The following is a 14,795-nucleotide window of genomic DNA, read 5'->3' as shown; positions in this document are numbered from 1 at the left end:
CTGCTCAACGCTCCGATTCGTCGGCGCTATCGCCCGTCGTCCCCTCGGCACTGTCCTTCGCGACGGCGGCCTGGCTCCGCTCCCGGCTCTGCGCCTTGCGCCGCTTCAGATTCTCGCGCAGGGCCTGCTTCAGGCGCTCCTCGCGCGCGGTTTTCGGCGCCGCCGGCTTGCTCTGGTCGGTCATCCCCCTTCCCCGGTCATCTTTTACCAGAGGCACAATCGGTGCTGCGGGCGCGAAAGCCAAGAGGGGATGGCGGCGCAGAAGGTAGGTTCCGTCCCGCCCGGCGTCGCCTGCCCAGGTGGGGAGGTGTGGCCGGAACGGGGCCGCGGCGCGGAGGTCGGCCGATTGTTGCCCGCCGGGCGCGTTTGGTCCGGATTCGGAGGCCTTTCGCCGATTTTGGCGGATCGCGCCGACGTCTTTCCCCGAAAACCGGGCGAGCCGCGCTTGCGCATGTCCGGACCTTGTGGCAAGAACCGCCCGCGTTCGGGCGCGGCTTTCGGGCCGGCCCCAGTCGCGTTCCTGCTGCCGTAGCTCAGTGGTAGAGCACTCCCTTGGTAAGGGAGAGGTCGACAGTTCAATCCTGTCCGGCAGCACCATTGTTGTCCCTGCGACATCAACAACTTACTGAGCATGTTGAGATTTTCGCGCTGCGCCTGATACACACAGGTGTTGCACGATGGTTTTGAGAATGGCCTGCCCCACTAAGCGTCCCGGTTCCGATAATTGGTACTTCCGAAAGCGAATTCCGTCCGACGTTCAAGCGATCCTTGCCAAGCTGCCCAAGGAGCAGCGCCCACCAAACTGGTACAAGGATCAGATCAGCATCTCCCTCAAAACGGCAGACCGCGCGGCAGCGAAAGCAAAATGTCCCGAGGTCGCGGCGGAGGTCGAGCGCACGATGGCGGCGCTCCGAGTTGGCCCCAAGCCGCTGTCGGTCAAGCAGATCAGCGCCCTCTCGGGTGAGCTGTACAGAGCATTTGCTGACGGCCTGGAGGACGACCCCGTGGTCGGTGCTGACCTTTGGCTGCGAGCCGCGCAGAAGATCGAGCGGGCCCAAAAGGGCGAGGAGGGCCTCGTTGCCGCAATCGGCATTCACCGGTCACCGGAGGACCGTCGCCGCGCCTCTCTGGAGCAGCTTCTTGGCAAGTTGACCGATACATTCCTCGCACGACGCGGCATTCACACCGACAGCGAAAGCCGGTGGAAGCTCATTCAACGCGCCTCCGTTGACCTCCCCGCAGCCGCGAAGAAGCTGTCGCAAAATGCCGATGGCGACTTCACCCCCGATGAATATGCAAAGCGCTTCCCGCGATACGAAGATCAGCAGCCGAAAGCGGCCAGCGGACGATCCCTTACTGCGCTGGTGGAGGCGTGGCACAAGGCGGCACCTGATCGGGGCGTTAAGGACCGCGACGCGAAACGCATCAAGCAACGGTTTGAGAAGCTGATTGAGTTCCTCGAACATGATGATGCAGGGCGAGTGACCAAACAGGACATCATTCGCTGGCGCGACCATCGGCTTGCGAACAAGATCAGCATCAAGACAATTAACGACAGCGACATCACGTCTTTCAGCAACGTCTTTAGCTGGGGCGCTGAACGCGGCTGGCTCTCAGCCAATCCCACCGAGCGGACGTCCATCAAGACCAAGCGGAACACCGCGGAGGTTCGGGAGAAGTATTTCCTGCCCGAGGAAGCGGCAACGATTCTCCAAACCGCCGCCGCCATCGTCGGCTCGGAGCGAGAGAGCCCGAAGACCACCGCTGCCAAGCGTTGGGTGCCATGGCTTTGCGCCTATTCGGGGGCTCGGGTTGCGGAGATGATCCAGCTGAGAAAGCAGGACGTTCGCAAGGACCCCGCGGTCGGCTGGGTGATCAGGCTGACGCCAGAGGCTGGCAGCATCAAGAACAACAAGTTCTGTGACGTGCCCGTGCATCAGCACTTGATCGACACCGGGTTCATCGCCTTCGTGGCCAATGCCAAGTCGGGCCACCTGTTCTGCGACGCCAGCAAGGACGGCACGATCGATGGCCCAGCGGGAGGCGTTTACAAGCGCATCCTGAGCATGGTGCGCGACGTGGTCAAGGACCCGCACGTCCAACCCAACCACGCTTGGCGCTATACCTTCAAATCCTACGGGTTAGAGGCGGGCATCGAAAGCCTTACGCTAGATGCCATCTCGAACCACTCCCCGCGGACTCAGGGCGAGGCATACACCAAGGTCACTCTCAAGACGCGCTCTGCCGCCATTAGAAAGTTTCCGCGCTACGCCCTCGCCAGGAGCGACGGAGCCCTGACCATCGAACCTGGGACGGAATGATCGACCCGGAGGTGACGCTGAAGGCGCGAGCTGAGGCGATGCGCCGATTCGCGAGATACAGGACGGATCAAGGTCATCAAGACGACCGCGCTTAATCTCGTTTCGTCTTGCCCTGAGACGTTTCGAGGCCTGCTGACGCGGAAAGTTCACAGGCAGGCGCCAAGGGGGGCTGGCGTCCGCCGATGTCGTACAGGCGCGGACTAGAAGCCCACTGAGGAGGTTAGCCAGCGGCCCTCGCCCATTACGAGGAGCCATACCGACCGTCTGTACGCCTCTCCTAGGCGCCCTGACGGGCCTCGGCCAACGCTTCCGCACCCACACCCGAGGCGCCACACATCGAGTGCGTGCGCAGGCGCTACGCGCAACCCTGACCAATAGGTTGCACTACTGCATACGCATCCGGGGTTACACCCCTATAGTACACTGAAGTGGGACGGTAGGGTGAGGATGGTGGTACTGAGGTGGACCTCGATCACCATCCCCACTTAGAGCCCCCCTCTAATAGGGAGACTCTTTATGGGGGGTCTAGAGGACAGCGAGGTGGGCCTCGATAATCAGCCCCAATAGAAGCCAACCTAAGCAGATGGCGATGCAACCGTCCTTTGGAGAGGGCTTCGCATCGGTGCCATCATTGGTGCAAGGCCTCCTCCTGTGTCCAGCCACTCCGAAACGCCCCACCTCGCCGGACAGTCAATCGAAGCCCTTGGGCCCGATCCGCCCTCGTCGCTATAGCCGCGCCTCCTCCGGCCGGCGACGATCGCAACGGCGCTCCACGATGCCCGGTATTCTGACGAAAATCTCTGAACCGGCACATCGACTACAAAATGAGCCCGACATCCCCCGTGCCCGGCGGCACGCTATCGATTTTGACCACGTGCAGGGGGCAACTTGTCAAATGCGCTTCGGCCATCGGTGGCCCAGGCGGACCGTCTCCCGGCTGCTGCCGTGCCCAAGATGCTGACGCCCTGATCAGGCGGCGCACGGGCATGGCGCGGCCGGGGTCTGCAGGAGTTCGTGAGAATGCAGCTCCATCCGGCGACAACGCATCTGTCGTTTTGCCCGCTGCGCTCGGAGAGACCTTCGATGATGCGTCGACCATCGTCGCCGCCGATCAGATTGACGAGTGATGTTCCAATACTGAGCCGTTCGACGTCTTCAGCAAGGTCATTGCAATCAATCCGACGACGAGGCGGCACCGGGGCTCCTGCATGCGATGATGAGCCTGACACGGCTGCAGCCTCGTTACCGCTCCACCGCTACCAAGGACGCCGTGCCCTCCAACTCGGCCGATTACGCTTTTGCCGACTTCCAAGAAATCAAAGCGGCCCACGCATTGCACAAGGCCGCGGTTTGCTTTACATCCGTGTCAACGTCGGTTGGTTATGATGTAAAGGGCTGGCCGGATGGCTGAAGGTGCGTTCGTTTCGTACTGCAGGGTCTCCACTGCGAGGCAGGGGAAGTCCGGCCTCGGCCTGGAGGCACAGCGCGAGGCCGTCAGCCGCTATCTAAACGGTGGGCAGTGGTCCCTCGTAGCGGAGTTCACTGAGGTTGAGAGCGGCAAGCGGAATGACCGCCCCGAGCTTGCCAAAGCCCTACAGGCCTGCAGAGTCTACGGGGCCAAGCTGGTCATCGCCAAGCTGGACCGCCTGTCGCGCGATGCGCACTTCCTGCTTGGCTTGGAGAAGGCTGGGGTCGACTTCGTGGCGGCGGACATGCCCCACGCCAACCGGCTGACCGTAGGCATCATGGCCATGGTGGCGGACGAAGAGCGACGCATGATCTCTCAGCGGACGAAGGCGGCGTTGGCTGCGGCCAAAAAACGAGGGGTACAGCTTGGGGGCGACCGGGGTGCTAGGCTCTCCGGCGCCGCGCGGGAAGCTGGCCGCGATACGCAAGTCTCTCGCGCCAATCAGCGGGCTGCAGACCTTTCCCACATTATTGGCGAGTTGCAGAGAGCCGGAACGATTTCTTTGAGCGGTCTTGCTCGCGCCCTCAACGATCGCGGCGTGCCTACCGCGCGTGGAGACGGTCCGTGGACTGCGACACAAGTCGCCCGCATCATTGGCAGGCTGCCTAGCAGGCGGTCGAACATCTAATCCGCCGTATCTTCAAAGGTCTCGCCCGGCGCCCCGTTGCAATCAAGCCCCGAGATGGCCTTTTCAATTCCGGTCAGATCGAAATCATAGAAGAGGACCGGGCCGCCCGCCGGGAAAACCTGCACTCGAAACCGCTTCCGGCCCCACAGATCAAACGGCGGCGCGGTGATAAAGGCAATTTGGTGAGGATCAGACAGCACATTCAAAATGATCGGCCGCACCTTTCGTTCATCAACGCGCATATTGAGACTGACTTTTCCGCGTGTCAGCGGCGACGATAGTTTGAGATGGAACGGGCGATGGCCGGCCATGCAGTCAATTTCAAGGGCAGCGGCGATACCGCGATCAGACGCTTTTGCTTGGAGCACCGCATATTTTCCGGTCTTGTCAGTCATCTTGTCCCTGTAGGTCCGGACGCCCCATTCGGCCCTCGTCGGCGATGCGGCTGCAACAACAAAGGCAAATGCCCAGACCGCCCATCGCTTCATGCAATGCTCCTCTTGATCAAATGGCCGCGGCGGCGTCAGCCTTCGCGGAATACACCCAATTTGCGAAGCCTCATCTCATCGATCCCAATTGATCGACACCTCTCCTTTACGCTCGCCAATGTCCCAAACGCTACGCCACACGCGGTACAGCAGACATGTTGGTCCTCGCTATCTGGCATTCTGATGAGGTACCCGCCACATTCGGTGCAGTGAAATTCGAAATTAAAGTGATATTCATCCGGCCTCCCCGGTATAGGCTCGTAGTTCAGAATCGAGATTGAGAGCGCAAGCCCCGCCTTCTGCAACTTGCCTCCCTTACGTGTGGAAGGCGGAAATAGCAGATTACGGTACTGAGGATGGCGGCTTGCCAGGTCCAGCAGCGAACCGCCGCCTTCTTCCACTATCATCCGGTACTCTATTAAAAACGGCAAAAAGTCTCCGCCGTCAGCGGGTATCTGACCAACTTCCGAGGCTATCGTAGGCTCGGGCAATTCCTCGAACTCGATCCCAAGCGAACGCCACGATCGAGCGATCGGTAGCCAAGACGCATGCCGCGTTGGCACGACTTCCGTCGGCGGATCGCCGCCTTCGTGAAACTCGCCGTGCCGCAATAACCACGCAAGAGGCGTACGCCTTTGCATTGTCGCCATCAATTTCCAACCGACGACAAGGTCGTGATCCGACATCACAAAGTCCCTTTTCGTCGTTTCGCCGGACCGCATCGTTCGTGCCATCCCCACGATTTTCGTGGGGCACGTAAGTTCGGGCGGGATGCCCAGGCAGCTTTCTCTACAGGCAGAGTACCTCGCCCCGATAATTCAATAGCCACAGAATGTCCGCATAACCAGCCCCAACGGCTTCGCAAAGGATCTTACCGAACGCGACTCCCACCGCGCGGCTCCGCAGAATGGTGCGCAGTACAGGTTAGCAGAACTTTAGCACGGCCGAGTGCGGAGCAAGCTCCAAGGCGTCCCAGCTAGGCCGATTCAAACCAATGTCATCCGATCCGTCCCGATTGCGTCGACGAACCAATAATCACATCCATTCGGCACGATCAGTGTTTTATAAATTCAGTGATTAAGATGAGCATTGCGCCTTCTTAGGCCAATTCAGATGCGACAGAGCACAGAAGAGAACGTTGCAGGGTGAGGGTTGTAACCAGGGCGCGGACCAGAAAACTGCTGATCGGTAACGCTCAGATTTGCCATTTTGCTGCAATGGTAGTCGCGCCAATCAATGGCGCTGCCCCCGCTCAGTTGCCAAGCGCTCAGCGTCATAATCCCTTTGAGGGAGTATCCCAGCGTATGAGGCTCTACAGTTCGCAACCTACCCTCGTAAGTGAAAGAAATCACCTTTCGAGCGGCGATAGCCTGACAGATAAGCTTATCCATGCAAACCTCCCTCCGTGTCAGAACGAAGCTTGACGATCGCCTGAACAATCCGAAATAGCGTGTCGCTCTTCTTGCCCTCTGTTGCGGCATCTTGAAGAAGCTCTCGCATCGCGAATGGCGCCTTCACCGCGTGATCAGCTCGCTCAATGCCATATCTTTCTTTCACACCATGCAGGAAACGCGCATAGTCCGCCTCGCCAATCTCGCTTCTGAGAACCGTTTCCAAATTGGTCTCAAAGCAAGCGTAGTTTGCTTCGACCCTAGAGGCAGCGTCTACAACATTCTCTTCAAGAATACCGACGAGGCGCTGCAATGCTCGATTGTGGTCGACCCCCTCGATCGTTTCTCGCTTTCGGTCTGAATCCCACAGCAAATAGGTTGGTATCCCAAGGCTCGTAAAAATCGCTGCTGGTCTATCCAGATTTGCCTTTCCATCAACGGCAATCAGAGCAATTCCGAGCGCCTCGAAGTCTACATCTTCTAGTGCCGCTGCGGCGAATAGTGCTGCCTTGTCACCAGCCCCCTCAACCAAGACAACCAGGTCGGCGAAGAAGCCTTCGGCAATCTCAGAACCCATGATGTGGAGCCGAGCCTTGAGTCCGTCGGCAGAGTATGTGCCCGCAGGCTTGTTCCGCGCGACCTCAAGACGTTCGGCCACCTCCTTCAAAGTTGATGAAGATAGGCAGCACTCCTTTTGGTCACGCCCTTCCCTTTTCTTTCTCCGAGCCAGACGAATTTCATCAAATCGATCCATTGAGACAAAAAGCGAAGAGTGCGTGGCAAACAGAATTTGCGTTTGCGTCGCGACCCCTGGCAGGGTTCCTCTAGCAAGTTCGCTCAAAACCTTTGCGAAATGCCGCTGCTTTGTTGGATGCTGGTAGAGCTCGGGTTCTTCGATTGCCAAGATCAGGCCTGGCAGCACATAAGGCAAGTCGGCTTCCACAATGCGAAATTCAGTAATTTCAGCCACCGACTGATCATCGCCCGCACTATTCACAGATTGATCGGGAGGCGCGTCTGCTCTTTCGATGTCAGCAGACGTGGCTTTGGCAAGGTGCTGCAGCAGGGTCAGGACGAAGGCTCTTTGGAGACCATGCCCTTTGCGGTCAACCGGACCTTCGAAGCCATCGTCATCAAGCAGAACGTCGGCGGTCGGAGGGGGGATGACGAAATCGTCAGTTGGCTTCCAACGCAGCGATACCGCAGCCTCCTTGTAGAAAAGCTGAAGTGTCTCAGTTAGACCGCCGGATAACCCTCCCAGCTCCGTGAGTCTTTCGGGATTGGTTAGCTCTCTGTATTCCTCCGAAACCCGCAGCTGAAACTCTCGAACATCTGCCCTTCTTTGAATTGTGCTGCGGACCACCAGTTCGAGCAGGCGAGAGATCACCGCCCCTCTTGCATCGACAGCGTCCGCCGACACATCACGAACCGCTGGGATGAAAACAAAGCTAGTTGCCTTCTGCAAACTTCCTCTGGCCACGTTAGTGAATCCGAAGAACTGGCCGTCGTCTCTGCCCATCTCGCATAAGTCAGGATGGCGCTGCTCCCATTCTGCTAAAGCGGGTTCAATTTGGTCTGCTCTCGTGACAGCCGGTAACTCCGAATAAATGCTCCCCTGCGCACGAAGTTCGTTGTAGGCAGCCCGCGCGGGTGCGGCTCCTGAAGCCTGCCGGACTGCGCCAAAGGCGCCGTGCTGCGACATCACGCCGAAATAACGTCCGTTATTTCTCCCGCCGCCTGCTTCGAACACGCGAACGACGGTCATCTCGCCGTCATGAATGCGTGACGCGAACATGTCGCGCTCAGCGTCGGAGAAGGAAACAAACGTCAACTCAATTTCGATCGGCGCCGTGAGCTGCCGGGCGAAGAAATCGTCAGCTTCAACCGCTGTCGACTGACTATAAAAGCGATCAACAGCCCTCAGGAGGGTGGACTTCCCGGCGCCATTGCCCCCGACAATCGCAATCTGGCCACCGGCCTCAACGACGGCGTTCTTGATGGATCTGAAATTGCGAACAGCGATCCGCTTAAGAATCATCGGCACCCCCACCCCACTATAAGTTGTCAATTTAGCATAAACAACTTTTAGAAGGAGCAGAGAATGCAGCATCACCTCTACGACTGGTCACCCCGTGACAACTGCTTACGCAGCTGATACACACAGAGCTTGGGCGAGACGAAATTTATCAACGATTTCAGTACGAAAGCCGCCGTTAGCAACAGTTCAATCCTGTCCGGCAGCACCATCTCGTTCTCCCCCCGACACAGCTCCGCACCACTCGGCCTCATGTTTTTCAAGGCGATGCAAGCGCATCGCCTGAACGTGCCGCGATTGGCGATCGTCATAGCCGTTCGATTGGGCGCGGCGCCCTCACCGCTACGAGCACCATGCTCACCACACCACGCCTCACCGCGGCAACAGATTCTCCTTCGCCAGGTCGATCACCTCGTCGCCGCGGCCGCTCATGACGGCGCGGATCAGCCAGACGCTGAAGCCCTTGACCTGCTCGAGGCCGATGGTCGGCGGCATCGACAGCTCCTGGGTGGCGGTGACGACGTCGAGCACCGACGGGCCGTCATGCGCCAGCCAGTCGCTGACGGCGCCGGGCAGCTCGCCGGGATCCTCGACGCGGCGGCCGTGGATGCCCATCGCCTGCGCCATCGCGGCGAAATCCGGATTCTCCAGGCTGGTGCCGTGCTCGACGAAGCCCGAGGCCTTCATCTCCAGCGCGACGAAGCCGAGCGTGCCGTTGTTGTAGATCACGACCTTCACCGGCAGCTTCATCTGCTTCAAGGTGATGAGATCGCCCATCAGCATCGCAAAGCCGCCGTCGCCCGACAGCGAGATCACCTGCCGTCCGGCCTGCGCCGCCTGGATGCCGATGGCCTGCGACATCGCATTGGCCATCGAGCCGTGCACCAGCGAGCCGACCAGGCGGCGGCGGCCGTTCATGGCGATGTAGCGCGCGGCCCAGATGGTCGGCATGCCGACGTCGAAGGTGAAGACGGCATCGTCAGTTGCGGTCTCGCTGATCAGCCGCGTCAGATATTGCGGATGGATCGGGCGGCGGCCGGGCGTGCCGACGGCGAGATCGTCGAGGCCTTTGCGCGCGGAGGCATAGCGCTTGAGATTGTCGTCGAGATGCTGGCGATGCGACTTCGCCGTGAGCTTCGGCAGCAGCGCGCGAATGGTCTCGCCGACATCGCCGACCACGCCGACATCGAGCCGCGCGCGGCGGCCGAGCTGGCTCGGCCGGATGTCGACCTGGGCGATTCTGATGTCGGAGGGAATGAACTGCTTATAGGGGAAGTCGGTGCCGAGCATCAGCAGCGTGTCGCAGCTGTGCATCGCGTGATAGCCGGAGGAGAAGCCGATGAAGCCGGTGAGGCCGACATCATAGGGATTGTCGTACTCGACATGCTCCTTGCCGCCGAGCGCGTGCACGATCGGACTCTGCAAGGTCTCCGCAAGCTGCATCAGCTCGGCATGGGCACCGGCACAGCCGCGGCCACAGAACAAGGTCACGCGCTCCCCGGCGTTGAGCAGCGACGCAAGCGCATCGAGCTCCGGCTCGGCCGGGCGCACCACCGGCTTCGGCGGCACGAGACCGATCGTCGGCGGCAATGCGCGCTTCGGCGCCGCCTTCAGCGCGACGTCACCGGGAATGACGATGACGGCGACGCCGCGCTCGCCGAGCGCAGCGCGGATCGCGTTCTCCAGCACGAACGGCATCTGCGAGGGATCGGAGATCAGCTCGCAATACACGCTGCATTCGCGGAACAGGTTCTGCGGATGCGTCTCCTGGAAATAGCCGCTGCCGATCTCGCTGGTCGGGATATGGGCGGCGATCGCCAGCACCGGCGTGCGGCTGCGCTGCGCATCATAAAGACCGTTGATGAGATGCAGATTGCCCGGGCCGCAGGAGCCGGCGCAGACGGCGAGCTCTCCCGTGATCTGCGATTCACCTGATGCTGCGAAGGCCGCGGTCTCCTCATGGCGAACATGCACCCAGTCGATCGTCTTGCGGACGCGCAGCGACTCCGTCAGCCCGTTGAGGCTGTCGCCGACGACCCCATAGATACGTTTCACGCCGGCAATTTCGAGCGTCTCGACGATCTGGTCTGCTAGGGTGGCCATGAGCTGATCAATCCTTTGGTCCTGAGAAGGGCCGCACAGCGCGGCCTCCGTCGATCCAGTGTCGTACCTTGCATGAGCCGGGCCAACCCAATCAAAAACCCGCGTGACGCAAGAGTTCCAGACGGCGGCATGCAACGGAGACGATGACCGCGAAATGACAGCGCCCGATCGCGGGCCATGACAACGCATCCTCGCGACGCATCCTGCGTCCGAGCTTTGCTTGCAAGACCGCCCTCTCACAATCGAGGGCGCAGGGAAGGCCGGGAGCCTGCCGCCCCCATGGCCCGCCTGCAGAAAAAGAATGCAGGCGGCAGTCACCACAGGTTCGGCTGGGACATCCCGGCCCTCCCTGCGCGATGGGCTTACGAATTATACGCGATCTCCCTGGGGACCGGCTGTCTTGCCCCCATCACCCGCCATGCGCGCGAGGCACATCACGAGCTTGACCTCAGCACCGGGAGGCCAGGACCACGCGACTTCTCCGTCCGCATCGAAACTGTTCGTCCGCTCGCGAATGCGTAGCTGCAACTCCGATCCGGCCACCGCATCCCACGCCCAACGCTCGTGACGACTCGCGAAGCGCCCCTCGTTGATGAGCACGGGACGGCCGAAAATGTGCAGGTGATTTGCCCGACGACACAAGGGGAATTAGTGCGGCAGAGTGGCACGACGGGCAGTTTGGGCATGGCCGGTATGCGCGGTAGAACAAGGAGCGACCTTACATTGAATGCGACAGCATTAGAATCACTCCGCACCTCCAAAAAATGGAAGTGCGATCCAAAAATACTGAACGACGACAATTACGACATAAGCGGCAAACACGCTTGTTCGACGCATCTCTTGCGATGCGCGGCGAACATAAAAGGCAAGCAGTGTTGAAAACCCAAGGATTGCAGGGCCAAAAAGTAAACATCATCCAGTGCTCTGCGCAATTCCAGTCCGACGTCTCCTCGGACAAATCCATTCTCGTCCCTATCAAAGCGAAAATCGCAAGTATAGACGCTGTGATGATCGTCGCAATGGTCGGCGAGAATGACGCTCCTTGCCCGTGTGTAACCTTGATCCGGCTGTAGAGCAGCTGCAGCACTAACCAGCCAATCAAAAGAGTCAGAACGACTTGCGCCATTGACGCTTTCTGACACCACCATGCAAGCTACTCTGCAAACTGAAATACCCTACGGGTATAGTATCCGAGTCGCAACCATGTCCCTGCTCGACGACGTCCTGCCGAACTATCAGTTCTCAGAACGCCACCAGGCCCTGGTGCGCTGTCCGCCTGGCGAGCTGCTCGACCTGATCCAGGGCTGGGAGCCGCCACACGACCGCTTCGCCGAGATTGCAATGGCCCTGCGGCAGATGCCGGCGCGGCTGATGCATGCGGTGGCGCCGTCGCGGCATGCGTCGCCACGGCCGTTCAGCCTGAAGAGCTTTGCGCCGCTCGGCCGCGACGGGGACCGGGCGATGGTTGGCGGGCTGATCGGGCAGTTCTGGCGCAGCGATTTTGGATTGGTGCAGATCACAGGGCCGGACGAATTCATAGCCTTCAGCGCGCCACGCACGCCGAAGCTCGTGCTCGGCTTCATGGTCGAGCCCGAGGGCGCGATGACGCGGCTCGTCACCGAGACGCGCGTGCATTGTCCCGACCGCGCCTCCTTCCTGATGTTTCTGCCATATTGGCTCGTGATCCGGCCGGCGAGCGGCCTGATCCGCCGGCGCATGCTGGGGGCCATCAGGCAGGCGGCGGAAGGGATGCATCAGCGCAGCGCCTCACATGATCGGAGCAACAATCTTTAACGCTCATGTTCGATTGTAGAGCTGACCCGCGGGAGCGATGAGATGGTGAGCCCGGAGCTGGCGGCACGATGGACGATGGTCAGGGCCTTGCTCGGACGAGCCCAGGCGGCGCTGCCGGCGCCTCCGCTGCGGCATGTGCAGGCCTGCGCAAAGCTGTACGGGGATTTCGCCGAATATCTCGAGCACAACGAGCTCGAGCTCGCGCTCGACACGCTGATGGAGCTCGGCCATCTCACCTCGCCCCACGGCGGCTTCTGGCGCGACCTGGAACGCGCGGCCGAGACCATGGGCCTGAACAACCGGATTCTGGCGCTGCGTGAGGCGTTTCGGACTGCGCCGCTGCCGCCTGAGACCGAGTAGGCTTCGAGTAGGCTTGGAGGCGGTCAGCGCAGCGATCGCGCGACACCATCCAGGCCGCAGACGTTCCCCTGCAAAAAAGTTCATCGCGCGGCCCAATCGAACCTGATTGTGACCGGTTCGGTCCTTGCCCTGTTGCAATGCGGCCTTATTCTCGAGCCCTCGCAACAGGAGCCCACCATGCGCCTTCCCATTCTCAGCCCGGACGCGTTGACCGACGAGCAGAAGCCGCTCTATGCCGACATGAAGCAGGGCATCCAGGCGAGCTTCAAGGGCTTCATCAACATCCGCGACGACGGCGCGCTGCTGGGTCCGTGGAATCCGTGGCTGCGTGAGCCGAAATTCGGCAAGCCAGTCTGGGACCTGGTGAAGGCGATCGCCAACAAGCCGTCGCTGCCGGCGGCGGTGCGCGAGGTTGCGATCCTCGTGACCGGAGCGCATTTCCGCTCGGCCTACGAAATCTATGCGCATGTGCACGTGGCCGAGCAGCGCGGCCTGTCCGACGACAAGCTGGCCACCATCGTCGCGGGGCAGCGGCCGACGGACCTCACAAGGGAGGAAGCCGTCGCCTATGATTTCGCCTCGGCGCTGGTGAATGGCGGCGTGCTGCCGGAGCTGACCTACAAGGCCGCGGTGGCGCAGTTCGGCGAGCATGGCGCGGCCGAGCTGTCCTATCTGATCGGCATCTATTGCATGGTCTCGGTGACGCTCAACACCTTCGACGTGCCCGTGCCGGAGTGACGCTGCGGGACTCGCTTGGCAGCTCGAAGCGCGCGTTCGGCAGAGTGTGGGCCATCACCGAGACTGACATGAACCCGGCATGTTGCGTTCACTCATGCGGGCTACGCCGCAGGGCTCTGATGGTGTCGAATAGGTGAGCGACGTCAGTTGCTGCAACGGCAGTGAGCTCCTTCTCCCCGCTTGCGGGGAGAAGGTCGGGATGAGGGGGGCTTCCACGGATACCGCGCCCGCGGAGAGCCCCCCTCACCCGGATTGCATCTTGCGATGCAATCCGACCTCTCCCCGCAGGCGGGGCGAGGTGCACCGCCAGCTCCGCAGCTAACAAAAGCGAATGCATTAAGCGTCTCAGCTCATCGTCAATCCGGCCAGCGGAGCAGACTCTCCGCGCGACCCAGAAGGTTGCGGTAATGGCTGTCTCCGAAATCGCGCGCCCAGCGTTGCGCCTCATCGATCGCGTCCTGCAGATCAGCCAGCGCCTGAGCCTGCCAGTGGTTGCGCTCGCGACCAAGCGGGAGCGCGTCCGTCTCGGAGTCGATTCCGACCAGGGGCAGAACGTCGACGTCTGTATCGAGCCGGGCGGCGAAGCGGAGCCTTGCAATCGCCCGCGCTCCCTCGATCGGCGTAACCACCCCCGACAACACGTCCCTCGCGACGTCGAGGATGCCCTGGCGCGCGGCGATGACCTCGAGCTGATTCCGACTCATGACGCTGGCGTCCGCTACAAATCGAAATTCGTCGGCAGCATCACGACGTCGCGGATGGTCATGCCGCGCGGGCGCGTCAGCATGAACATCACGACATTGGCGACCTCGGCCGGCTCCAGCAGGCTGCCGGATGCGCGCGCCTCCTTCAGCTTCTCGGCCGGCCAGTCGGCGATCAGCGCGGTGACGACGGGACCGGGCGAGATCGCGCCGATGCGGATGCCGTGCTTGAAGACCTGGCGGCGCGTGGTCTGCACGAAGCAGTCGATCGCCCATTTCGAGGAGGCATAGACCGGCTCCCACGGCGTCGGATAGTGCGCGGCGAGCGAGCTGGTGACGATGATGTCGCCGGAGCCGCGCGCGATCATGTGCGGCAGCACGTCGCGAACGTTCTTGATCACGACGTTGACGTTGAGATTGAGCATGCGGTCGATCGCATCGGTCTTGGCGTCGACGAGGTCGCCGCCGAGATAGCTGCCGGCATTGGCGTGGAAGATGTCGAGCCGGCCGGCCGCGTCCAGCACGCGCGGCAACAGGGTGGCGCAATCGGCGGTATCGAGCAGGTCGATGACCACCGGGATCGCCGCCTCACCATGGCGCTCGCGCAGGCGCGCCAGTGCCGCGGCGTCGCGATCGATCATAACGACGCGCGCGCCGGCGGCCAGCATCGCCTCGCTGCTGGCGAGCCCAATGCCTGACGCCGCGCCGGTGACGGCCGCCACCTTGCCTTCGAGTTCCCTGGTCATCGCATCCTCCCTGTTGGCACGC

13 protein-coding genes and 1 tRNA gene are annotated in these 14,795 nt (G+C 61.3%); 6 read left to right on the top strand and 8 right to left on the bottom strand.

The window, feature by feature from the left end; all coding sequences use genetic code 11:
• Positions 1 to 4 precede the first annotated feature (4 nt).
• On the bottom strand, positions 5 to 184 hold the full coding sequence (locus tag ACVILH_RS10530) for a hypothetical protein (RefSeq protein ID WP_456712835.1): 180 nt from the start codon (positions 182 to 184) through the stop codon (positions 5 to 7).
• A 338-nt stretch (positions 185 to 522) separates the two neighbouring features.
• Between ACVILH_RS10530 and ACVILH_RS10525 the strand changes: the two genes are divergently transcribed.
• The 3 genes from ACVILH_RS10525 (at position 523) to ACVILH_RS10515 (ending at position 4,417) form a co-directional block, all read left to right on the top strand.
• Positions 523 to 597: transfer RNA gene (locus ACVILH_RS10525), tRNA-Thr, on the top strand.
• Between the two features lie 80 nt (positions 598 to 677).
• Positions 678 to 2,321 carry a phage integrase gene (locus ACVILH_RS10520; RefSeq protein ID WP_456712834.1) on the top strand — a complete coding sequence of 548 codons (1,644 nt, stop codon included), beginning with the start codon at positions 678 to 680 and terminating at the stop codon, positions 2,319 to 2,321.
• A gap of 1,403 nt (positions 2,322 to 3,724) precedes the next feature.
• A complete protein-coding gene (locus ACVILH_RS10515) occupies positions 3,725 to 4,417 on the top strand; it encodes a recombinase family protein (RefSeq protein WP_456712833.1) in 693 nt (230 codons plus the stop codon).
• Here ACVILH_RS10515 and ACVILH_RS10510 read toward each other — a convergent pair.
• The 5 genes from ACVILH_RS10510 to poxB all read right to left on the bottom strand — a co-directional run bounded on the left by ACVILH_RS10510 (position 4,414) and on the right by poxB (position 10,434).
• On the bottom strand, positions 4,414 to 4,905 hold the full coding sequence (locus ACVILH_RS10510) for a hypothetical protein (RefSeq protein ID WP_456712832.1): 492 nt from the start codon (positions 4,903 to 4,905) through the stop codon (positions 4,414 to 4,416). The two genes, ACVILH_RS10515 and ACVILH_RS10510, sit on opposite strands and share 4 nt — an antisense overlap.
• Before the next feature lie 35 nt (positions 4,906 to 4,940).
• On the bottom strand, positions 4,941 to 5,591 hold the full coding sequence (locus ACVILH_RS10505) for a hypothetical protein (protein WP_456712831.1): 651 nt from the start codon (positions 5,589 to 5,591) through the stop codon (positions 4,941 to 4,943).
• 423 nt (positions 5,592 to 6,014) lie between these two features.
• A complete protein-coding gene (locus ACVILH_RS10500) occupies positions 6,015 to 6,296 on the bottom strand; it encodes a hypothetical protein (RefSeq protein ID WP_456712830.1) in 282 nt (93 codons plus the stop codon).
• Positions 6,289 to 8,406, bottom strand: coding sequence for an ATP-dependent nuclease (locus ACVILH_RS10495; RefSeq protein ID WP_456712829.1), 2,118 nt, complete (start codon positions 8,404 to 8,406; stop codon positions 6,289 to 6,291). The genes ACVILH_RS10500 and ACVILH_RS10495 overlap by 8 nt, the downstream gene beginning before the upstream one ends.
• Before the next feature lie 297 nt (positions 8,407 to 8,703).
• Entirely contained in the window at positions 8,704 to 10,434 is a 1,731-nt protein-coding gene (gene poxB / locus ACVILH_RS10490) for a ubiquinone-dependent pyruvate dehydrogenase (protein WP_456712828.1), read from the bottom strand.
• A 1,203-nt stretch (positions 10,435 to 11,637) separates the two neighbouring features.
• Here poxB and ACVILH_RS10485 point away from each other — a divergent pair.
• The 3 genes from ACVILH_RS10485 to ACVILH_RS10475 all read left to right on the top strand — a co-directional run bounded on the left by ACVILH_RS10485 (position 11,638) and on the right by ACVILH_RS10475 (position 13,326).
• Positions 11,638 to 12,228: a hypothetical protein gene (locus ACVILH_RS10485; RefSeq protein WP_456712827.1), complete on the top strand. Its 591-nt coding sequence runs from the start codon at positions 11,638 to 11,640 to the stop codon at positions 12,226 to 12,228.
• Positions 12,229 to 12,270: 42 nt separating this feature from the next.
• A complete protein-coding gene (locus tag ACVILH_RS10480; protein ID WP_456712826.1) occupies positions 12,271 to 12,588 on the top strand; it encodes a hypothetical protein in 318 nt (105 codons plus the stop codon).
• Positions 12,589 to 12,765: 177 nt separating this feature from the next.
• On the top strand, positions 12,766 to 13,326 hold the full coding sequence (locus ACVILH_RS10475) for a carboxymuconolactone decarboxylase family protein (RefSeq protein WP_456712825.1): 561 nt from the start codon (positions 12,766 to 12,768) through the stop codon (positions 13,324 to 13,326).
• Between the two features lie 356 nt (positions 13,327 to 13,682).
• Here ACVILH_RS10475 and ACVILH_RS10470 read toward each other — a convergent pair whose 3' ends face one another.
• Together ACVILH_RS10470 and ACVILH_RS10465 are read right to left on the bottom strand one after the other, a co-directional pair.
• On the bottom strand, positions 13,683 to 14,030 hold the full coding sequence (locus ACVILH_RS10470; RefSeq protein ID WP_456712824.1) for a hypothetical protein: 348 nt from the start codon (positions 14,028 to 14,030) through the stop codon (positions 13,683 to 13,685).
• Positions 14,031 to 14,044: 14 nt separating this feature from the next.
• Positions 14,045 to 14,773 (bottom strand): SDR family oxidoreductase, encoded by a 729-nt coding sequence (locus ACVILH_RS10465; RefSeq protein ID WP_456712823.1) that lies wholly within the window; start codon positions 14,771 to 14,773, stop codon positions 14,045 to 14,047.
• Positions 14,774 to 14,795 lie beyond the last annotated feature (22 nt).

The sequence above is a fragment of the Bradyrhizobium sp. USDA 4353 genome, assembly GCF_054063215.1.
Note: the sequence above shows the minus strand (reverse complement) of the source record. Positions and strands in the feature narration are given on the sequence as shown.

Coding starts and splice junctions, on each gene's coding strand:
- ACVILH_RS10530 (WP_456712835.1), bottom strand. CDS start 184: ATGACCGACCAGAGCAAGCCGGCGGCGCCGAAAACCGCGCGCGAGGAG.
- ACVILH_RS10520 (WP_456712834.1), top strand. CDS start 678: ATGGTTTTGAGAATGGCCTGCCCCACTAAGCGTCCCGGTTCCGATAAT.
- ACVILH_RS10515 (WP_456712833.1), top strand. CDS start 3,725: ATGGCTGAAGGTGCGTTCGTTTCGTACTGCAGGGTCTCCACTGCGAGG.
- ACVILH_RS10510 (WP_456712832.1), bottom strand. CDS start 4,905: ATGAAGCGATGGGCGGTCTGGGCATTTGCCTTTGTTGTTGCAGCCGCA.
- ACVILH_RS10505 (WP_456712831.1), bottom strand. CDS start 5,591: ATGTCGGATCACGACCTTGTCGTCGGTTGGAAATTGATGGCGACAATG.
- ACVILH_RS10500 (WP_456712830.1), bottom strand. CDS start 6,296: ATGGATAAGCTTATCTGTCAGGCTATCGCCGCTCGAAAGGTGATTTCT.
- ACVILH_RS10495 (WP_456712829.1), bottom strand. CDS start 8,406: ATGCTGCATTCTCTGCTCCTTCTAAAAGTTGTTTATGCTAAATTGACA.
- poxB (WP_456712828.1), bottom strand. CDS start 10,434: ATGGCCACCCTAGCAGACCAGATCGTCGAGACGCTCGAAATTGCCGGC.
- ACVILH_RS10485 (WP_456712827.1), top strand. CDS start 11,638: ATGTCCCTGCTCGACGACGTCCTGCCGAACTATCAGTTCTCAGAACGC.
- ACVILH_RS10480 (WP_456712826.1), top strand. CDS start 12,271: ATGGTGAGCCCGGAGCTGGCGGCACGATGGACGATGGTCAGGGCCTTG.
- ACVILH_RS10475 (WP_456712825.1), top strand. CDS start 12,766: ATGCGCCTTCCCATTCTCAGCCCGGACGCGTTGACCGACGAGCAGAAG.
- ACVILH_RS10470 (WP_456712824.1), bottom strand. CDS start 14,030: ATGAGTCGGAATCAGCTCGAGGTCATCGCCGCGCGCCAGGGCATCCTC.
- ACVILH_RS10465 (WP_456712823.1), bottom strand. CDS start 14,773: ATGACCAGGGAACTCGAAGGCAAGGTGGCGGCCGTCACCGGCGCGGCG.